The 17,797-nt window shown below is 62.7% G+C and carries 24 protein-coding genes; 10 read left to right on the forward strand and 14 right to left on the reverse strand.

What is annotated here, in order from left to right:
* Position 1 precedes the first annotated feature (1 nt).
* From ABY44_RS18900 to ABY44_RS18935, 8 genes are all read right to left on the reverse strand, one after another.
* Positions 2-850: a hypothetical protein gene (locus ABY44_RS18900; protein WP_060175084.1), complete on the reverse strand. Its 849-nt coding sequence runs from the start codon at positions 848-850 to the stop codon at positions 2-4.
* On the reverse strand, positions 838-3,099 hold the full coding sequence (locus tag ABY44_RS18905; RefSeq protein WP_060175083.1) for a hydantoinase B/oxoprolinase family protein: 2,262 nt from the start codon (positions 3,097-3,099) through the stop codon (positions 838-840). The genes ABY44_RS18900 and ABY44_RS18905 overlap by 13 nt, the downstream gene beginning before the upstream one ends.
* 14 nt (positions 3,100-3,113) lie before the next feature.
* Positions 3,114-5,243, reverse strand: a complete 2,130-nt coding sequence (locus ABY44_RS18910; protein WP_060175082.1) for a hydantoinase/oxoprolinase family protein — start codon at positions 5,241-5,243, stop codon at positions 3,114-3,116.
* 19 nt (positions 5,244-5,262) lie between these two features.
* Positions 5,263-5,727: an acetone carboxylase subunit gamma gene (locus tag ABY44_RS18915; RefSeq protein ID WP_059699243.1), complete on the reverse strand. Its 465-nt coding sequence runs from the start codon at positions 5,725-5,727 to the stop codon at positions 5,263-5,265.
* Positions 5,727-7,724: a hydantoinase/oxoprolinase family protein gene (locus ABY44_RS18920; protein ID WP_081072679.1), complete on the reverse strand. Its 1,998-nt coding sequence runs from the start codon at positions 7,722-7,724 to the stop codon at positions 5,727-5,729. Before ABY44_RS18920 ends, ABY44_RS18915 begins: the two co-directional genes overlap by 1 nt.
* A 638-nt stretch (positions 7,725-8,362) precedes the next feature.
* Positions 8,363-9,385: a porin gene (locus ABY44_RS18925; protein ID WP_124535780.1), complete on the reverse strand. Its 1,023-nt coding sequence runs from the start codon at positions 9,383-9,385 to the stop codon at positions 8,363-8,365.
* Positions 9,386-9,882: 497 nt separating this feature from the next.
* Complete coding sequence (locus tag ABY44_RS18930) at positions 9,883-10,311, reverse strand: hypothetical protein (RefSeq protein ID WP_155633694.1); 429 nt, start codon at positions 10,309-10,311, stop codon at positions 9,883-9,885.
* 94 nt (positions 10,312-10,405) lie between these two features.
* Complete coding sequence (locus tag ABY44_RS18935; RefSeq protein ID WP_196487935.1) at positions 10,406-10,798, reverse strand: phage late control D family protein; 393 nt, start codon at positions 10,796-10,798, stop codon at positions 10,406-10,408.
* Between ABY44_RS18935 and ABY44_RS18940 the strand changes: the two genes are divergently transcribed.
* The 5 genes from ABY44_RS18940 (at position 10,790) to ABY44_RS18960 (ending at position 12,804) form a co-directional block, all read left to right on the forward strand.
* Positions 10,790-11,089, forward strand: a complete 300-nt coding sequence (locus tag ABY44_RS18940) for a hypothetical protein (RefSeq protein WP_431641610.1) — start codon at positions 10,790-10,792, stop codon at positions 11,087-11,089. The genes ABY44_RS18935 and ABY44_RS18940 overlap by 9 nt on opposite strands.
* A gap of 44 nt (positions 11,090-11,133) precedes the next feature.
* Complete coding sequence (locus ABY44_RS18945) at positions 11,134-11,559, forward strand: hypothetical protein (protein WP_060175080.1); 426 nt, start codon at positions 11,134-11,136, stop codon at positions 11,557-11,559.
* Between the two features lie 7 nt (positions 11,560-11,566).
* On the forward strand, positions 11,567-11,782 hold the full coding sequence (locus tag ABY44_RS18950) for a PAAR domain-containing protein (protein ID WP_081072676.1): 216 nt from the start codon (positions 11,567-11,569) through the stop codon (positions 11,780-11,782).
* 419 nt (positions 11,783-12,201) lie between these two features.
* Positions 12,202-12,390, forward strand: coding sequence for a hypothetical protein (locus ABY44_RS18955; RefSeq protein WP_034195989.1), 189 nt, complete (start codon positions 12,202-12,204; stop codon positions 12,388-12,390).
* Between the two features lie 129 nt (positions 12,391-12,519).
* Complete coding sequence (locus ABY44_RS18960) at positions 12,520-12,804, forward strand: hypothetical protein (protein ID WP_230948772.1); 285 nt, start codon at positions 12,520-12,522, stop codon at positions 12,802-12,804.
* Between the two features lie 222 nt (positions 12,805-13,026).
* Here the strand turns inward: ABY44_RS18960 and ABY44_RS18965 are convergent, their stop codons facing one another.
* Together ABY44_RS18965 and infA are read right to left on the reverse strand one after the other, a co-directional pair.
* Positions 13,027-13,311, reverse strand: coding sequence for a hypothetical protein (locus ABY44_RS18965; protein ID WP_059699281.1), 285 nt, complete (start codon positions 13,309-13,311; stop codon positions 13,027-13,029).
* A 73-nt stretch (positions 13,312-13,384) separates the two neighbouring features.
* On the reverse strand, positions 13,385-13,651 hold the full coding sequence (infA, locus tag ABY44_RS18970) for a translation initiation factor IF-1 (protein WP_027790083.1): 267 nt from the start codon (positions 13,649-13,651) through the stop codon (positions 13,385-13,387).
* A 191-nt stretch (positions 13,652-13,842) separates the two neighbouring features.
* On the opposite strand from infA, the gene ABY44_RS18975 reads away from it, so the two are divergent.
* Positions 13,843-13,965 carry a hypothetical protein gene (locus tag ABY44_RS18975; RefSeq protein WP_260428913.1) on the forward strand — a complete coding sequence of 41 codons (123 nt, stop codon included), beginning with the start codon at positions 13,843-13,845 and terminating at the stop codon, positions 13,963-13,965.
* Between the two features lie 230 nt (positions 13,966-14,195).
* On the opposite strand, the gene ABY44_RS18980 is transcribed toward ABY44_RS18975, so the two are convergent.
* Complete coding sequence (locus tag ABY44_RS18980) at positions 14,196-14,399, reverse strand: cold-shock protein (RefSeq protein WP_431641588.1); 204 nt, start codon at positions 14,397-14,399, stop codon at positions 14,196-14,198.
* 724 nt (positions 14,400-15,123) lie between these two features.
* Between ABY44_RS18980 and ABY44_RS18985 the strand changes: the two genes are divergently transcribed.
* Both ABY44_RS18985 and ABY44_RS18990 read left to right on the forward strand, forming a co-directional pair.
* Positions 15,124-15,363 (forward strand): hypothetical protein, encoded by a 240-nt coding sequence (locus tag ABY44_RS18985; RefSeq protein ID WP_060175078.1) that lies wholly within the window; start codon positions 15,124-15,126, stop codon positions 15,361-15,363.
* 68 nt (positions 15,364-15,431) lie between these two features.
* A complete protein-coding gene (locus tag ABY44_RS18990; protein ID WP_027790084.1) occupies positions 15,432-15,671 on the forward strand; it encodes a hypothetical protein in 240 nt (79 codons plus the stop codon).
* A gap of 31 nt (positions 15,672-15,702) precedes the next feature.
* On the opposite strand, the gene ABY44_RS18995 is transcribed toward ABY44_RS18990, so the two are convergent.
* From ABY44_RS18995 to ABY44_RS19005, 3 genes are all read right to left on the reverse strand, one after another.
* Positions 15,703-15,867, reverse strand: coding sequence for a hypothetical protein (locus ABY44_RS18995; RefSeq protein ID WP_155638038.1), 165 nt, complete (start codon positions 15,865-15,867; stop codon positions 15,703-15,705).
* A gap of 75 nt (positions 15,868-15,942) precedes the next feature.
* On the reverse strand, positions 15,943-16,203 hold the full coding sequence (locus tag ABY44_RS19000; protein WP_060175077.1) for a hypothetical protein: 261 nt from the start codon (positions 16,201-16,203) through the stop codon (positions 15,943-15,945).
* A 162-nt stretch (positions 16,204-16,365) separates the two neighbouring features.
* Positions 16,366-16,683, reverse strand: a complete 318-nt coding sequence (locus ABY44_RS19005) for a hypothetical protein (RefSeq protein ID WP_027790086.1) — start codon at positions 16,681-16,683, stop codon at positions 16,366-16,368.
* Between the two features lie 534 nt (positions 16,684-17,217).
* On the opposite strand from ABY44_RS19005, the gene ABY44_RS19010 reads away from it, so the two are divergent.
* Both ABY44_RS19010 and ABY44_RS19015 read left to right on the forward strand, forming a co-directional pair.
* Positions 17,218-17,415 carry a hypothetical protein gene (locus tag ABY44_RS19010; RefSeq protein WP_041489505.1) on the forward strand — a complete coding sequence of 66 codons (198 nt, stop codon included), beginning with the start codon at positions 17,218-17,220 and terminating at the stop codon, positions 17,413-17,415.
* A gap of 63 nt (positions 17,416-17,478) precedes the next feature.
* Positions 17,479-17,751, forward strand: a complete 273-nt coding sequence (locus tag ABY44_RS19015) for a hypothetical protein (RefSeq protein ID WP_027790088.1) — start codon at positions 17,479-17,481, stop codon at positions 17,749-17,751.
* Positions 17,752-17,797 lie beyond the last annotated feature (46 nt).

The following is a 17,797-nucleotide window of genomic DNA, read 5'->3' on the forward strand; positions in this document are numbered from 1 at the left end:
GTCAATGCCTTTCACGTAAGCGCGTAATGCGCGCGAGAACCGTTTCGGGATGTGCCAACGCGGGGATTTCCGCGACGTCGAACGTGTCGGGCCGCGCCGCCGGCAAATCGTCTTCGCCAAACCAGAACGCCGCGGGCACGACAACGCCGGTCGGCCCCGGGCCGCACGTCGCCGGCGCGATCGCGAAGTCCGGCGCCGACGCGCCCGAGAAGGCGACCGACGCCGGAATCCGCAGCCCCCATTCCCAGCCATAATGCCGCGCGACGTTCGCGACCGGCTGAAGCAGCGCCAGCCCGTGCGCGGCACCGTCGGCATCCCGTCCGAGCGATTCGCGCATCAGCACGGCGTCCACTCCGGCCGTCGCGAACGTGCGCAGGAAATCCGCCACGCACGCCGCTGCCGCGTCGGCTGCGTCTTCGTCGACTTCGACGCGCTGCGTGCCGCTCGCGAACGCGAATGCGCGCGCCGCCCAGTCGCGCGGCGACGGCAGCTCCAGCACGAAGATCGCGTCGGGCAACGCGGCGCGCAGCGCGACCGCCAGCGCCGCCACGTGCGCACGCACCGGCTCGCTTGAAAGATACGCTTTCAGCGGCAGATGCGCGCGCTTCGTCTTGCCGATCAGCTCGGCGGCAAGCGCCGAATCGCGCGTGAGCCACGCGTCGGCCACATCCGCGAGCGGCAGCGTGAGCACGTCCGGGCGCAGCAGGCCCTGCGCGTGCCGCGCCCACGCGACGCACGCGGCGCCGTCGAGCCACGGTGGCGCGTCACCCGTGAGCAGCGGCGCGCTATAGCCGGCGTGATCGAGCCACAGCAGCCGACGCGAGCGGCTGGCTTGCGTCAACCCGGGCATGATGACGCCTCCGTGTTCAATGCGTCGAGACGCGCTTCCAGTTCCGCGATTCGCACGTCCTTCGGATCGAGCATGTACGCGCCCTGAAGCCGGTCAGCCGGCATCGTGACGCGCTGGCCCAGCGTCGTCGCGTAGATCTCCGCGTTGTCGCTCCAGCTCCCGAAGTAGGGCAACGAAGCAGGCGGCTCGGGCGTCACCCATTCCGCGCAGAACGCATCGAACGGCCGGGCGCGCGCGATCCGCGCAAGCCGCTCGGAAGCCCGTGCATCGGCGGTCGCCTCGACGTCCACGACCAGCGTCTGCTCGTCGTAGACGACCTTGTAGATGTCGCGTGCATTCTCGTGCGACATCAGTTCCTCGCGCAGATCCTTCATCACGAGCGCCGGATCGCGTTCGAGCACGTCGCCGTAACCGCCGCCCGAGCCCTGGCAGATCATGTAGATCTCGCCTTCGTTGCAGATCTCGAACGTCATGCCCATGTCGTGGCTGCTGTACTTCGCCCCCGGAATCGGGCGGTTGTTCATCAGGTCGACGATGTCGAACGTTTCGACGGCTTTCGGATTTTCCTCCAGCACCTTGAAGATGTTGATGCCCTTGATCTTCATCAGCTGATAGCTCGGGCACGAATAGCCGCCGAACAGGCCCTGCGCGGACGGGAACTTCGACCCCTCGCATCCGGTCATGAAACCCCACAGGCCCGACCCGCGCGCGGTCGCGATCTGCTCGTAGCCCATCCCGCCGCGATACTTGCCCCAGCCGATCCGGTCCTTCGCGAGCCGCTGCGCGCCGAGGCGGATGATCGGCGTATCCTCCTCGGCAATCTCGTGCTCGCCGGTGTCGCACATGAAGCCGAACACGGGCGAGATCGAGTGCTCGCCGTCCGCGTGGCTGCGCGCGCCCTGCCCGTTGCCGTTGATGTCCGCGCAGAAGTTGCCGGTCACGTCGCCGTGTTGCGTGAGGCCGCCGTAGATGAACGTCGCCGCCTGATCGTATTGCGACGCGATCACCGCGGAGTAGCGATGCGGCAGGCTATAGCTGAGCTTGTTCATCGGGATCGTCCAGACCACGCAGCCCTTGAACAGCGGCATCAGGCTCATCGCCTGCGGCATCTCGCCCTCGGCGTCGAGGATCGAGTTGCGATCGGTGATGATCTCGATCGGCGACAACACGGCCATCGTGTGCGGCAGATCCGGCCAGATGTTCTGCAACAGCCCGGTACACAGCGCCGCCTTGAACGAGGCGATGTTGGTGTTCACCGAGCGATTCATGAACTGCGGGGCCGAGCCGCGAAAATCCATGATCATCCGGTCGCCCTTCACGGTGATCGCACAGGAGATTTTCTGCAGCGCATTCTCGCGCAGGCTCGAATCCATGAACTGCAGCACGCGCGTCGTGCCGTCGGGCAGCTCGCGAATCCGCCGGCGCATCTCCGTCTCGACGTCTTCCAGATGCGAGCGCAGCGTGCCGATCAGCGCATCGCGGCCATACTGGTCGAGCAATGCGATGATCCGGTCGCGCAGCCGCAGCACCGCATGCAGCTTGACCTTCATGTCTTCGAGCTGCAGCCGCGGATCGCGCACCGAGTTCTGCAGGAACGTGACGAGATCGCGCTTCAGCTCGAAGTTCTCGACGATCTTGAACGGCGGCATCTTGATGCCTTCGTCGTACTTGCTCTCCGCCTTGGCCGGCAAGCCGCCCGGCTCGGTCGAGCCGTTTTCGCCCTCGTGGATCGTCGACGACAGCCAGCAGACGAGTTCGCCCTTGTAGAACAGCGGCATCATCATCGACTGGTCGGTGTTGTGAATGCCGCCATAACGCGCGTCGTTGTGGATGAACCCGTCGCCGTCCTTCACGCCGACGGTCGGATCGTCGGTCCAGTTCTTGATGATGAAGCGGATCGGATAGAAGCAGCACGCGGCGAACGCGATGATCCCGTGCGGCGCGATCATCGACAGGTCGCCCTGCGCGGTGTAGATCGCCGTCACGAGGTCGCCCCACTTCGCACCCGGCGCCGCCCCCATCTGGTTCACCATCGTGAACGCCTCGGACAGCGCCGAGTTGATCAAGCCGCGCACATGGTGAACCTGGTGCGGATCGACGCCGCGCTCGAGCACTTCCTGCTCGGCCTTCGAGCGCGGCAGAATGCTGTGGTTGCGCATGATCTCGGGATCCGGCCCGAGGAACAGCGTGTTGTCGGCGATGAACTTGTCGAGCAACGCCCGGTCTTCCGCATTGATGTCGTTTTGCATGTCGAACTCCTTGCTTACTTGCGCAGGAACCACGCGCCGCCCTGGGCCGTCGCCTGGTAGATCCAGCCCGGTTCGACGAGGAACGTCGTCGCGCGCGTGGTGATGACGGCCGGCCCTTCGATCCGCGTACGCTCGGCGCGCGCGCGGTCGTCGTAGATCGCGGTGCGCAGCGGCCCGTCGTGCCCGACGAAGTGGCAGTCTCGATGACCGACCGGCTCCGGCGGCGGCAGCGGATCGTCGCTGACCGTCAGCTTCGCAAACTTCACCGACGGCTGTTCGACGTACGCGCACACGCGCAGCGTATTGATCCGCACGCCCGTCTCGGGGCTCTGGGAGCCCTCGCCGAAGCGCGAGCCGTAGCTTTCATGGAACAGCTCCATCAGCGTCAGCACGTCACGCTGGTTCTTCAGCCTCGACAGCGGCGTCACCACCGCCGTCTGCACGCGCTGGTTGCCGTAGCGCATGTCCAGTTCGAGCCGATAGCGGATCTGTGCCGGATCCATGCCCTGCCGTTCGAGATCCTCGCGCCCGCGCCGCTCCAGTTCCTCGACGCCGCGGTTGAACGCGTCGAAATCCGCGAAGAACGCTTTCGTGTTCGGATTGAACAGCACGGTCCACGTATTCATCTCGTGAATGTGCATCTGGTTCACCGTGCCGGCGCCGCACGCGGAGAAGGTCGACGAATACGGCGGCGCGAGGACGCGACCGATGCCGAGCGCGGCCGCGATCCCGCACGCGTGCAGCGGGCCGTTGCCGCCGTACGCGAGCACCGTGAAATCCTTCGGCTCGTAGCCGCGCGTGCGCAGCTCGGTCGCGATGCCGTTCGCCATCGATGCGTCGACCTGCTTCTTGATCAGCTTCGCGGTCTCGATCACGTCGAGGTCCAGCTCGTCGCACAGGTCGTCCTGCATCGCCTGTTTCGCGCGTCGCGGGTTCAACGGAATGCGACCGTTCGCGTAGTTGTTCGGGTCGAGATAGCCGAGCAGCAGATCGGCATCGGTCACGGTCGGATGCTGGCCGCCGCGGTCGTAGCAGGCAGGCCCGGGATCGGAGCCGGCCGATTGCGGGCCGATCTCGACGGTCTTGTACATGCGCTCGTAGCGCGCGATCGAGCCGCCGCCCGCGCCCAGCGCGACGAGATGCACCATCGGCACGCTGACGAGCCAGCGATCGATCACCGGGTTGAAGTCGTAAAATTTCTGCCCGCCGCTCACGACAATCCCGATGTCGAAACTGGTGCCGCCCATGTCGGTTGCGACCACGTTGCCGAGCTCGGCGGCGGCAGCCAGGTATTCGCTGGCGGCGATCCCCGAAACCGGTCCCGAATGGACCGTCTGCAGCGCATCTGTCGAGTTCAGTTGCGCCATCCCGCCCGAGTTGTGATTGACCAGCATCGGCTTCGCGTAGCCCTGCTGGCGCAGGTTCAGCTCCAGCGTGCCGAGCCCGTGATACATGATCTGATGCAGGAACGCGTCGATGATCGACGACGTCGCTCGCGAGTATTCGCCCTTGCGCCCGACGACCTGATGCGACAACAGCATCGGAATCGCGCCGAGCATGTGCGCCGGATATTCGTCGAGGAAAATTTCGCGCACGCGCAGTTCGTGCACCGGATTCACCACGCTGTTCGTGAACATCACGACCAGCGCCTGCGCACCGGCATCGACGAGTTCGCGAATGCGCAACCGCACGTCGTCCTCGTCGAGCGTCCAGAACACCTGCCCCGCATAGTCGATGCGTTCGCGGACTTCACGGATCAGCGGAATCGCGACGAGCGGCTCCGGCCGCGCGGCATTCGGGATATCCATCTGCTCGGGCTCGGACAGCCCTTCGCCGTAACCACGCGCACGGGACAACGGAACCGTGTGCTTGAAACCCGTGGTCACGATCAAGCCGACCCGCGGCCCCTTGCGCTCGATCAGCGCATTGGTGCCGAGCGTCGTCGCATAACGCACCGAATCGACTTCGGACAGAAGCTGCGTCGGCGTCAGTTCGAGCTGGCGGCACGCGTCCGCGAGCGAGTCGTTGAAGCCGACCGCGAGATTGTGATGCGTGGTCAGCGACTTGCCCTCGACGCACTGCTCGCCCCACGCGACGAAGCAATCCGTGAAGGTGCCGCCGATGTCGACGGAAACACGTTTCATGAGCGATTCTCCCCGTATCTCAAGTGGACGATTCATCGGCGGCACCGGCGAGCGCATGCCGATGATGCGCGGCCGCATGCAACGCGCGCTGCAGCTTCACGCGCTCGAGCGCGAGGTCGGGTGCCTGCGCGGGCTCGATCATCTCCGGCCGGTCCTTCCATTGCGCCTTCAACGCGTCGATGTCGAGTTCGATGTCGTGCAGCGGCGGATGGCCCGGCGGCAGATACTCGGCCTCAACCAGAACGCCGCACTCCGGGCAGTAGTACTCGAGAATCCGGCACCAGTCCGGATCGGGTGAATAGGTACGCTCGTATTGCGCCGGATCGAGCAGCGGCTTGTGGATCTCGCGCGGGTCGCGATCGTGGACGAGCAGCCCGCGCTTGTAGTTGTCGCGCGCGCTACCGTGCGCATGACCGCAACGCCGGCATTCCCACTGCTCCGCATCCAGGTCGATGCGCAGCGTTTCGGTAATCAGAACTTTCATTATTTGCTCTCCTTGCCGCTGCTGAGCAGGATGTCTCCGGTGGAGTTGATTTCGAAGTGCCAGCCCGCGTCGATGCGCCCGGTGAAAAAGTCCTCCTCGAGCACGGCCGGGCCGGCCGCATACACCGCGACGCCCTTCGGCTGGTCTTCCACGCGATACAGCGGCAGCTCGGCTTCGCGGCCATCGACAACCACCAGGCGCGTGCCGCGCGCGATCGCTGCCTGCTGGCCACCCTCGCCGAACCGGCCGTCGAGCACCGCCTGCGGCATACGCTTGATCGCGGTCAGCGTCACCGACAGCGTGGCGCCCGGCGCGACGCCCGGCGGCAACGCCGGGCCCGTCAACGCGTGTTCGACCGTCTTGCCGTCGGCGCCGGTAGCCTCGAGCGTGTAGACGAGCCGGCAGTCTTCGATCGCCGCACCTTCACCGAACATCGCGCGCGATGCTTGCGTGAGCAGCACGTCCATCGTCGCGGCGAGCGCCTCCCCGGTCGTGTCGGCCAGCGGCGCCGAGAAGCCATGGCCCACATCCGAAAAGCCGATTCCGTATGCGGAGAACACTGCCGCCAGCCCGGGAATCAACACGCGCTTCACGCCGATCGCGTCCGCGACCCGGCACGCGACGAACGCGCCCGCGCCGCCGAATGCGGCGAGCGTCGTATCGGCGCGAATTTCCGTGTAGGCAACGAGGCTGTCGGCAACCTTCTTCACCCACGCGGCTTCCATCGCGGCGAGCGCCTCCTTGTCACCCATCTTCATCGGATCGGCGACATGCGCATGAATGGCCTGCCGTGCGCGCGCCTTGTCGAGGTGCAGCTTGCCGCCGAAGAACGACGCCGGATCAAGCAATCCCGCCAGCGCGAACGCATCGGTGATCGTCGCCCGGGTACCGCCCAGGCCGAAGCACGCCGGCCCTGGCGCGCTGCCGACGCTCTCCGGTCCGACCACGATCCTGTCGCCGTCCGCACGAATAATCGAACTGCCGCCGACGCCCGCGCTGACCACGTCGCACAGCGCGAACGATGTCGCCACGCCCTCGACGTTGCCGTACCGGTTCGCGCGCACGCCGTGTTCGTCGACAACGCCGATGTCGGTCGTCGTGCCGCCGATATCCATCGACAGCAGGTGTGTCAGTCCATAGTGCGCGGCCAGCACGCGCGCGCCTTCCATCCCGCCGCGCGGGCCCGAACTGTAGGTCTTCAGCGCGATCGTCTTCGCGACGCGGCCCGCATGGCCGTCGTTGCGGAACACCAGCAACGGACTTTGCGCTCGCGCGTCGCGCAGCTTCTGCTCGGCGCTGTACAGGAAGCGCTCCATCGCCGGATGCAGGAACGCGTTGAACAGCGCGGTCCACGTGCGTCGCACGTCGTCGGCATCGTCGGCGACTTCGTGCGCATACAGGATCGGAAGCGCGCCGAGCAGGTGCGGCGGAAAACTGCGCAGCAGCCGGCTCTTCAGCCGCTGTTCGAGCTCCGCCCGCCGCGGACCGCCGATCGCCACGACCAGCCGGTTCGCGCCCGCCGCCGCGAGCTCGCCGACGATGCGCACGATCTCCGCTTCGGACGGCTCGCTGCCCAGCGAAACCGTGCGCTCGCCGATCACCGTGTCGAACAGGCTCGCCGCACCGTCCGCGTCGCGAACCCGATCGGCCGTCAGCGTGCCGCCGACCACCAGGCCGAGCCGCGGCCCCTTGCGTTCGACCAGCGCGTTGGTACCCTGCGTCGTCGAATAGCGGATCGCCGCCGTTGACAGCAGCAGCGCCTCGAGATCCTCGCGTCCGTAGATTGCTTCGGATGCCTTACGCAAACCGTCGAACAGACATTGCGACAGATCGTGCGGCGTCGTCAGCGTCTTCGTGCGCACCACCTTGTCGCGGTCCATCACGCAAATGTCGGTCAGCGTACCGCCGTTGTCGATGTTGATCAGGCGATGCCGCCCAGGCCCGGCACTTGCCGAACCCGACCGCACATCGTGCGTGAAATCGGATGAGTGAGTCATGAACTGTCTCGCTGGGTGAAGGGTCGGGTCAGACCTGGCGAATCCGCCGCGACGGCGGGCCGGCGGGAAGGTCTAGCGGCGCGGGCTGTGCGGCCTGGCGACCACGCAGCGGTGAGAGAAATGGGCAATGCATGTCGTCTCCTGTTGTTGTGTCTATCGTGGAATCAGTCTAGGTGCCTGCTTGACGCACCACGCCACCCGTCCGGGTAGTCTCGAGACATGGATTGCCCGTATGCGGTGCACGTGTGTATGCGACCTTGTCGGACATGCGTGTCGAATCGCGCCCCGGCGCCGTCGTGCGCGATGCAGTGAAGAGAACGGGAGATGCGCGGCGTGCACGCGCCGCGACTACGCCTGGCACACCGTGCCGAGTGGCCGGCCCGGATCAATGACGACGAACGGGTAAAGCCCGTTCGCCGACATCGCGTCGGCGTGGCATAGGGAGAGGGGACGCCGCGCCGAAAGTCGGCGCGGCGATTGGGAAAAACGCGGTGCGGTGCGCGGCACATCACGCGCAGTCCCGACGTGGATGCAGCCCATCGCACCGAACGGGCAGGTGCAGCGTCCGCCGAAGTCGACGGCAGAATCCGAGCCGGCCCGAACGCTGCGCGCCGCGTTGCGAATGCGGCGCGTGCCGGTCAGAACAAGTGACGGATGCCGACTGCCGAGCCGAACGTCGAACCCGACGCACCGAACAACGCGTCGTTCGTCGACAGACCGGTATTCATCTTCCCGTGGTTGTTGACGAAGCCGAACTGGCCGTACAGCAGGGTCGCCTTCGACAGGCTGTAAGTCACGCCGGTCGCAGCCATGATCGAGTGGTTGCGCGTGTCGTTGCCGTCGCTCGTATACCAGACCCCGGCATCCGCATTCACGGCGGGCGTGATCTGATAGCTCAGGCCGCCGCTGTAGACACGGTTGTCGAACGACCCGGAAATTTTGTAGCCGACGAACGACGCCTTCACCGTCAGGTCGCGATACTGATACGTGGCGCCGATCGTGCGCCCCGTAAACGGCACCGTGCTCGGCACGGGCGTCGACGCGGCGGTGCCGCCCGCGTTGCCGTTGTACATGGCGGCGCTGACCAGCAGCGGTCCATACGTATATTTGAGGCTCGCCGAATACTGCCGCCCCGCCTGGAAGTCGCCCGCGACGCCACCGAGCGCGAGCATCGCGGCGCCCTGGAACCCGCCGATCGTCGGGCTCGTATAGGACACCGCGTTCGAATTGAAGATGCCGGTCACGAACACGCTACCGACGTAGATCGGCACGCCGCTGCCGAAGTAAGACACATCGCGCGCATCGGTCGAGATGAGCGACAACACGAACGGCGAGAACTGCACGCCGGCCTTCACCGTCCCGTATGGACTGGCGAGCCCCACCCACGCCTGCCGGCCGAACATGTTGCCGTTCGAATCCGTGAAGCTGCCTTTCGCGATATCGATCCCGCTTTCGAGCGTGAAAATGGCCTTCACCCCGCCGCCGAGATCCTCGGTGCCTTTCAGGCCGAACAGCGACGGCGTCATGCCGCCCGTCACCATCGAAAACTGATGGCCCGCGTTCTGCCCGGTCGCGGGATTCACGGTCTTGCTCGTATAGAGAATGCCGGCGTCGACGACGCCGTACAGCGTGACACTGCTTTGCGCACGGGCGGCCGGCATGCCGACGGCAAGGCAAATAAGAGGCGTGACGACGAGGTTGACGGGGGAAAGGGCATGCTTCATCTACTACGTCTCCTGGTGTTTTTCGAAGTTGGAAGGCCGTGACTCGCCTGCCTGTGCCGATGGCTCGCTTCAATGCGCGTCGGTCTGTCATCGAATACGCAGACAAGCGATCGCTCGCCGCGAAATCCTCAGGAAAGCAGTTTAGGGATGGGGGCACGAACGGTCCCTACCCGTTCGGGTAGTTCGACATCGTGGCTTCCCCGGATCGGTTGAGAATCGATCGCACGCCAGTAAGCCGACGGATGTCCGTTCTTTCGGATCCGTCGAGCGCCATTTTTTCGGGCGTGCGTGAATTTGAGCGCGCGGGGGGACTCGTTCAGGAGACGGCGTGAAGGCCAGCCTGAGGGCGTCGATCGAATCTCAAGACTGCTCGCAAGCGAGCAATCCGGAGCTTACTGGTAATTCATCACGGCGCAGGACGAACGCACCACAATTCAATTGACGGCAGCAGGCCGGACGGAACCGGACTTCCGCCGTATAACTGCACGAACCCAACCAGCGATCGCAACAAACGTCAGACCGGGGGAAAGTATCAATGCAACCAGCACATCGAAGACTTTAGAAAGCTCGGATTCCGTGGCCCCAAATATCCAGTGACTGACAGTTCGGGTCACGGCGAACCATAGAACTGCGCCACCTATCGAACACAATCCGGTCATGAGCCACGGCTTCGTTTCCGCTTCAACTTTGCGCCAAACAAAAATCGCGCTCGCAGCCCAAGCGACATAGATAGGTACCCACAAGGGCCGGGAAATTTGGGAAGCCGACACAAAAGTCGCCAGGATTGTCACCTGGATCATGAGAACAAGCAAACCCATGGCATCCGGGAAATATCGGCTTCGTTGCATGGCGATCAATGACATTGGTTTCTCATTTCTTGAATGCTGAATTGGGACACGTGCAAGCGTGCTGAGCCTGATCTATTGCGATCTGTACGTATCGACCGGGCTCGCTGCGTCAGCAGTCGCTGACACCGGAAAAGTACTTGCTGTGCGTGGCCAGCGCCTCTGAACGAAAGCGCACGAGCTGCTCGCCACGGTCATTGTCCGAAAACCCGTGCGCCCCGAGATAGTCGTAGATTTCACAGTCGTCGACGTCACCCTGATTGACGCCGGTGACGCCAACGACGAGGCGCTGCGCGCCTGGCGCCTTGTAGTCGTTGGTTTCCAGCGTGGTGCTGCCTGACGTCAGTTCCCGACGGGCGACAAACGACATGACGACTTGTTCGTCCTGGAATATCTCGTCGGTAGAGTAGCGTATCGTGGCCGGTGTGACGATCATCGGCGGCGCTGCATTCATTGTGGCGGTGCGCTCAACAATGCCATAACCGGCAGCAACTCGCTGAGTCAAGCGAAAGCAAAACCGACGACAGATGCGGCGCCTTGTCCGAACGATCCATGCAAGCAGTTGAATGGCGAGGTGAACCGTGCAAAGGATGTCGTCGGCAAGCTCGGCTGGTGTACACCGGCTATGAGAGGCTACGACGTGACGGTCCGTTACAACGCTTGGCTTGGTCTTGCGAAGGCGAGGTCACAACGCGGTCAACGATGTTGGAACGGTGGGGACCAAGGCCACCAACAAGCAATGGCAGACGCATGGGCGATGGTAGGAAAATGCAAACAGCTGATGACGGGCGTTTAGTGATGGGACATATTGGACGGGCTTTTTCCGAGAGGAAGAGACCGATGTCGGTCGTTCCAACAGTCTCACCCGACACGAACGACTACTACGACGCATTGCACTTCTCAAACTTGCTCTGGGACGAGACGACTGCTTACGACTGGACAAACTACGCAGACGCTGTCTACAGATTTACTCCCGAAGCGTTCTGCTACTTTTTGCCCGGAATCATGCGCGTCTCGATCGAAGACAATCAGGTCGCGTTGACGGTCATCGAGAGCTTGATGGCGTCGCTGGATAGGTCGCCGGTCGTGGAATACTGGGATGACTATTTTTTGCAACGTTGGCCCAAGCTGACAGACGTCGAGTGCGACGCTGTAATCGAATGGCTTCTCTGGCTCAACGAACATCCGCTATCTCTATTCTCGGAAGACACGATTCTTCGAGCGTGCGAGACCTTGGAACTGGTAAAGAAGCATCGGACGGAGTAGCCGCCACATGAAGGCTATTGTTCGCAAGGGCGACTTGACGGACCACGGCGGTGTTGTTCTGGAGGGCTTCTCTGGTGCCGACTTTAGTGGCAGACCTGCCGCAGGACCCGGCCATATGGTGTCTTGTCCGAAGTGGGGCGGTATATACGCATGCTGCGCTGCCAGGCTCGCCGCCTTGGCTTCGAGCGCTTCACGCAATGAGTACAGCTCTATGATCATTTGATGCGTGGGCCGCGCGACGGTCAGCGCCTCACCGCGGCTCGTACGTCAACAGGATTTCCGCCTCGACACCTGACGCATGGCGACAGAGATCCCGGATTCGACCGAGCATGTGCCCCTATCACCGGGGCGACCTGAGAGCAGCGATCCGTTCTGGATGTCGGCCGCGTCGAAGCGATCGGATGGCGCCTGTCGGCCCTGCGGCTGATCAAACGCAGCCTGTCGCAAGACGCCTGACGCGACCATTTTCCAGTGTACGACCAGCTAAATCGCTTGCGCCCCAGATCCTTGGATATGGGGCAAGACCGATCAGGTGAAGGCCGAGCGTACCTCCCCCAGGGATCGTGCATGTGGAGCCGATTCGTCCGCGCAGCGTGGCGCAAAACTTGTGAATCCTTCCCCCAAGACGCCTAGAATTCAATCATGGCTGCATTCCACATCCACAAGGAGGCTGTCATGACTCAGTCGATGATTGGTTGGGTGGTTGGTCTTGCGGTGGTCGCGGTGGTTGCAGTCGCGTTGGCGCGCCGTTACCAGAGCGAACATTCAAGTAAGGAAGTCGTTCAGTGGCTGGACTCCCATCACTTGGGGTGGATGCACCGCAAACATTGACCTCTCGACGCTGGCGGCGATAAACCCCGCCTTGCCGAAGTTTACCGGGGGCCAAACACACGGATGCAGGCAGGCGGGTGAAGTCTGCCATGTCGTTGTCTCGCCAGGGGTCCTGGCAAGGAAGGCATCATGGATGATGAAGTGTGTACGACCCACACGCACGTGGCACGCCTTCGCGTAATGCAGACCACGTCTGGGCGCTACCTCGGAATCGTCCACTTGCACCGCATCGGAGAGGATCCCGGCACCTCTGAGCAACACGATACCGAAGGGGATTTTGCATCGGACGTGGAGGCGCGTGACGCCGCACGAACGCTCGCACGCCGATTGCTCGAAGAGCAAATCCAGGGGTATGAAAAGGCGCGAGGCATCGATCGAATCTGCGTCGGCGGCCTGGTCGTTACGCAACGTTGATCGGCAACGCGACGTCCATCAGCGCGTAGCGCGCCAGTCGCACGATGCGGCCGCTCGTCCGTTGATTTGCCTTGAGAACACGGGACAGAAAGGAATGTCGGTGTTACGACGCGAGTTTCCCGCTGACCGGCAGCATGGCTTCGGCTCGCGCAATTTCAGATCGGGACGCGTGTCTCCGATTGATGCGCGCTCCGATGCGTTGCTGTTCAACAGCGAGCCGTGTCAAAGAACTGCGTCGAACATCCCATGTTCGCCTCGGTTCTGATCGATGATGTCTTCTGCGTAACGTTGCGAAGCCCGGCGTGCGTCACCGGCACTGGCAAACGGTGAACCATCGACAAGCTTGAAGGTCTGGCTCCGGGTCAGCGTGGCGTCAGTGCCGCGCAGGCAGACCTTGACCGCCGCGTCGAAACCGGCTTCGTAGTTGTGAGCACGGCCAGAGCCTGTGTGAAAGTGAGGATAAATCAGCGGATATATTTCGAATCCGCGATAGGTACGCATACTCATGATGAACTCCTGGTGATTGATGGCGACGAATTGCGTAGACGAGCGCAATCAATCCTGTATCGGCGCTACATGGTTAACGTCGAACAAATCGGTTCCGAGGCACACCGGGCGAAGCCCGTTCGTCTTTGTGCCGGAAATTGATACGCCCTTTGGTGAGGTCATAGACCGACAATTCCAGCTTGACCCGGTCGCCGGCGAGAATACGGATGCGGTGTTTGCGCATGCGGCCCGATGCGTACGCCGCAACGACCGCGCCGTTTTCCAGGGTGACGCGAAACCTGCTGTCCGGGAGCACCTCATCCACGACGCCGTCCAATTCCAGCAATTCTTCCTTTGCCAAATCAATTTCTCCAATCAATGTGACGTGCCGCAATCGCAGCGGCGTGCGGATATCCGGTCCCCGACAGGGAGCGGTTTGAGTGCAAATATCGAAAACGCCCATGCGCGGGGGGCGCGTGCCAACGCGACATGCGGGCCGCGCCTCGTCCGGGCGTTAACGTGTCGCGTTATCGCGTCTCGGTGGAGCGCTTCTTGCCGCTCGATTTGATGGGCGCAGAGGGTGCATTCGGCGGCACCCAGTTCAGCGCCGTGCCGAGCACCGGCAAATCCCTGGCGCGCCGTGGTCTCGCGAGTGATCTTTTGTTGCGCGATTGACTCTTGGTCAAAGTTACCTCTGTATGCGTCGATCGCGATCTCACGATGAATGAGCCGTCCGATCGTTCGCCACCGGATGCGCGGCATCCCCCACTTTCTTCCTTGGGGTGTACGTCTCGAGGCGAAACGGTAGCCTCAGCAGGACTGTGGGCGCCTGCGCGCGGATGCGAAAGATCCCCGACGTTGACTGCGCGGCCGATCCTGCACGCAGGACCGACGAATGATGTGGATTACTGAGGAATGATGTTCGAGGCCTGCAGCCCCTTAGGCCCGTTCTTAGTCTCGTAGCTGACCTTTTGACCTTCGGCCAGCGTCTTGAAGCCATCGCCGCGAATCTCCGAGAAGTGCGCGAACAGATCATCGCCGCCGCTGTCAGGCGTGATGAAGCCAAAACCCTTGTTGTCGTTGAACCACTTGACGGTACCGGTATCCATGGAAATTCTCCTGATATTGGACAAATGTATGCGCCCCGATAGGGGAGCACGAAAAAGGATCAAGGAGGGAGAGGACAACGAATACCGCGTTCCGCGGTCAGTGATGAGCAGCAATCGCGCTTCTTGAAGGCTTCGGACACCCACCCTACGCGGGGCCCAACACCGTGTCAAGCTGTTTCGGTCGGCGCATTTCGGGTGGCAGCGCAAGAACACGCCGCGACCGGCGAGGCTCGCCCCGGTTGTATACCCTTGGCGCCGCGGCTTCGATTTGCTTCGAATGTCTAATTGAAATGTCGACGATACCGTCAGGGCCGCATCTCCCCGCGTATCGGCGATTGTTCACACGTGGCTGAGCCAGTCCGTCCCGCGCCCGATCGGGGCGGCATGCCGTGCGGCGGTTCGCGCAGAACTTTCGCTGTACAAGTTCGCCAATGGGCGTAGGATGGGTTCGTTGACTGACTCACTACCGATTCCCGCGCCACTCAAGGCGCTCTCCCTCCGAACGTGATTGGGCCTCTCATCTAAACCGCGCAATGCGGACGAGCGCGCCGCGTATCGGCTGCGTATGCGAAGCGCCTGATCGATGCCTGCCTACAGGACACGAGCGTGTTGGATAACGCGTCCTGATCCCTTCCTCGGTCCATCCTGTTTCTGCGTCCGCGGCGCCGCCACAGACTCAAACACGCCTGGCGCATGGCGCGCCGGCAACGTCGGGAGGCTGGATATGAACAGGAATGACCTGCTGAAGTGGATTCAGCGCAATGGTTCCGGTGTCATCGAACAGTTCCTGCCGTACGACGCTCGCGCCGAGATGGATGGCGTCATTCTCGATCGTCGTCATGAAATCGATGAGGATGCCTTCCTGATGTTTTTCTCGATCCGCGCGCTGTTGCGCAAAGGCGGAACGGCGAGCTGCGAATCGGACCAGGAAGCAGGCCGGATCATGGCACGCCTCAAGCTTTGACTGTTCTGGTCGCGACGATACGCTTCGCGGTGGCCACGGGCCACGCGGCAACTGAAGGAGGAAGGAAAATGCAACTCGACTCAACCCGATTCCATATCGACCCGACACCGCGCAGGGCCGACGGGGAATACATGGCACACGCGCGGATCAGCATCGATCGTGCAGACGGCAGTACGTGCGACGTTCAACTGAGCGGAGACCTGGCTGGCTTCGACGTGCGCGAGGATGCGATTGCCTTTGCGAAAAACTGGGCGCACGAATGGCTCGACGCGCATTTGGCCGACGATCTCCCCGCGTTGACGAATTGAAATCCGGGTGGCACGCCAGCCGCCCGAGCAATCAGGGCGTCGCCGGGATCGAGGCCGACGGCAATACATGCTGCTGCCACATCAGGTTGACGCGGTGTCGAAGGTCGGTCGAGAGGATGGCCATCCCTGGAGGGCCGCAGACCAAGGCAGCAAGCACGCCCTCCAACGGATTCATCACCGCCAGATCGGGCCGCATGCGTTCCGCATCCTCGAAGTCCGCGACTCTCGTGAGCCGAACTTCCTCCCAAGTGCGGCACGTCGCGTCGGGATATCATTCCAGCCCGTCGAAGGCACCCGCTTCGAGATCTTTCCTGAAATGCTGTAGCCAGTCGCTTTCGTCGCCGATCACGTATTCCTTCGTAATCTGCGTCGAGAGCCTGGTGATGGTGACATAGCCCTGCAGACCGAGGTTCTCATCACCCTTCGGGTCGGTCGTATCCGTTTCCTGAAGATCGAAATCGCCCTCTGCCAAGCCACGGCGCTCCAAGGTCGCCAGAAAGTCTCTGTGTTCATCCGGTTCGATCAGCCGCATATCCGGCCCCCTCGTGTTCAGCGGAGACGTCGCGCGACTCGATGTCATGCGGCCGACGGCACGCGTTCGAGCGTTGAAATCATGCATACCGAACTCATGTGGAATACCTCACGATCCCCCACATACGGCGCTACCGGGAAACAGGCGTCATCACCTGCAGTTTTATCGTCTGGGTCCTTTCATGCTTTCCGACTCCATGGCCGCATTCCACTCCTCGCTCGCCTCGATAGGGTCCATCGCTTCGTCAACCGACGCCGTTGCGCGCTCGGCGGCCGCTTTGGTTTCGTCCTCCGCGGAGTCGACATCGCTGTTGCCGTCACCCGGGGGTAGCAGCATGTCCTTGAGCATCGCCCTCAGCTCCGGCGTGTCCCATGGCAGGCCACGCCGGGTTCGGACCTTTATGTAGTGTTTCACTTCCGCGTCCTGCTCCGCGGTTAGCGGCAGGCCCCGGAAGGTGCTTTGGGGGTCGGAGTCTGTCATCGCTGCCTCCTCCTGCTATGGCGTCTTCAGTGTAGTCCCATTACGACCATGAGAGTCGTGACCGAAGCGCTCATTCGTCGAATCAAATGCCGTGCGTCGCTGCGGCAGGCAACAGCCGGCCATCGGCTGTCGTTGGCTGCCTACGTCGCCATGACATTTGATCGGTTGAATCCACCTCAGTCAAATGACATTCCGTCCATGACCGACTTATCATGCAGGAATACGAATTGATATGACCATGCACTCGGAAGATATTGGAGCGGAGCTGACCAGCGACGGCCCATGGCTGCAACTGACCGACGCGGTTCACGGGATGCATCGGCGATGCGGGCGATGACATGGCGCACGTAGGCCTTAACCGATCCATATGTGCGCAGCATGTTGACGTCAACGGAACAGGACACCAGGTCGAACCGCTACTGGCCGGCTTAGGCTTGTTGCTGCGGGCACGCCGGAGAGCGAACATCGAGCGTGCGAAGGAGTAAGGGCAGACGCCACCGATCGCCTATGCTGGAAGCTCACGAGGAGCCGACTATGACGCCACATGACGTGATGATGATTTTCGAGCGTAGGAACGCAGAGGGAAAGGCGGCCGCCGATCTGGATCATGCTTGTGCCGGATTCGCCGGCTGGTTGGCGGAGGCATGGAGTCGATTGAGTGAGGATGAGATCGCAGTTCTGACGTCGATCGGCGCCTCGCTGTATCGCGAGGGATATGCGAGGCGGTACTAGGCAGGCTCGGGGGCCAGCGCGAATATATGGGCGGAGCGGACCGAAAGGGCGTATAAAGTTCGAATGACTATCCCCTCCGTTACCGCCGAGTCGGTCCTGGGCCTGTTCCGGCTCATTGCCGGGAGGGAGGAGCGCCGGACTTCCGGCGAATCGGCAAGGATGGCGGCGCTCCAGGCTCTTGCCGAGCAGCTTGCACGCAACCATCAGGCAATGACGGAAGACAGTTGGGATGCAGCCGTCCGTGTTGGCGGTCTGCTGTTGCGAGCGGAAATGATCAACAACGACGCTGACACGGTGGCGCTTGACCTGCTAAGCCGGCTGCGGCGGCGGAAATGAAAAGCTCGTTCGAGCGTATAGCAAGTCGCCCCCTGCGGAGTGGCCA

It is taken from the genome of Burkholderia sp. ZZQ-2 (assembly GCF_050768715.1).
Taxonomy (GTDB): Bacteria; Pseudomonadota; Gammaproteobacteria; order Burkholderiales; family Burkholderiaceae; genus Burkholderia; species Burkholderia cepacia.

Excerpts from the sequence above, each read along its gene's own strand:
- ABY44_RS18900 (WP_060175084.1), bottom strand. The coding sequence starts at position 850 with ATGCCCGGGTTGACGCAAGCCAGCCGCTCGCGTCGGCTGCTGTGGCTC.
- ABY44_RS18905 (WP_060175083.1), bottom strand. The coding sequence starts at position 3,099 with ATGCAAAACGACATCAATGCGGAAGACCGGGCGTTGCTCGACAAGTTC.
- ABY44_RS18910 (WP_060175082.1), bottom strand. The coding sequence starts at position 5,243 with ATGAAACGTGTTTCCGTCGACATCGGCGGCACCTTCACGGATTGCTTC.
- ABY44_RS18915 (WP_059699243.1), bottom strand. The coding sequence starts at position 5,727 with ATGAAAGTTCTGATTACCGAAACGCTGCGCATCGACCTGGATGCGGAG.
- ABY44_RS18920 (WP_081072679.1), bottom strand. The coding sequence starts at position 7,724 with ATGACTCACTCATCCGATTTCACGCACGATGTGCGGTCGGGTTCGGCA.
- ABY44_RS18925 (WP_124535780.1), bottom strand. The coding sequence starts at position 9,385 with ATGCCGGCCGCCCGTGCGCAAAGCAGTGTCACGCTGTACGGCGTCGTC.
- ABY44_RS18930 (WP_155633694.1), bottom strand. The coding sequence starts at position 10,311 with ATGTCATTGATCGCCATGCAACGAAGCCGATATTTCCCGGATGCCATG.
- ABY44_RS18945 (WP_060175080.1), top strand. The coding sequence starts at position 11,134 with ATGTCGGTCGTTCCAACAGTCTCACCCGACACGAACGACTACTACGAC.
- ABY44_RS18950 (WP_081072676.1), top strand. The coding sequence starts at position 11,567 with ATGAAGGCTATTGTTCGCAAGGGCGACTTGACGGACCACGGCGGTGTT.
- ABY44_RS18955 (WP_034195989.1), top strand. The coding sequence starts at position 12,202 with ATGGCTGCATTCCACATCCACAAGGAGGCTGTCATGACTCAGTCGATG.
- ABY44_RS18960 (WP_230948772.1), top strand. The coding sequence starts at position 12,520 with ATGGATGATGAAGTGTGTACGACCCACACGCACGTGGCACGCCTTCGC.
- ABY44_RS18965 (WP_059699281.1), bottom strand. The coding sequence starts at position 13,311 with ATGAGTATGCGTACCTATCGCGGATTCGAAATATATCCGCTGATTTAT.
- ABY44_RS18980 (WP_431641588.1), bottom strand. The coding sequence starts at position 14,399 with ATGGATACCGGTACCGTCAAGTGGTTCAACGACAACAAGGGTTTTGGC.
- ABY44_RS18985 (WP_060175078.1), top strand. The coding sequence starts at position 15,124 with ATGAACAGGAATGACCTGCTGAAGTGGATTCAGCGCAATGGTTCCGGT.
- ABY44_RS18990 (WP_027790084.1), top strand. The coding sequence starts at position 15,432 with ATGCAACTCGACTCAACCCGATTCCATATCGACCCGACACCGCGCAGG.
- ABY44_RS18995 (WP_155638038.1), bottom strand. The coding sequence starts at position 15,867 with ATGCGGCCCGATCTGGCGGTGATGAATCCGTTGGAGGGCGTGCTTGCT.
- ABY44_RS19000 (WP_060175077.1), bottom strand. The coding sequence starts at position 16,203 with ATGCGGCTGATCGAACCGGATGAACACAGAGACTTTCTGGCGACCTTG.
- ABY44_RS19005 (WP_027790086.1), bottom strand. The coding sequence starts at position 16,683 with ATGACAGACTCCGACCCCCAAAGCACCTTCCGGGGCCTGCCGCTAACC.
- ABY44_RS19010 (WP_041489505.1), top strand. The coding sequence starts at position 17,218 with ATGACGCCACATGACGTGATGATGATTTTCGAGCGTAGGAACGCAGAG.
- ABY44_RS19015 (WP_027790088.1), top strand. The coding sequence starts at position 17,479 with ATGACTATCCCCTCCGTTACCGCCGAGTCGGTCCTGGGCCTGTTCCGG.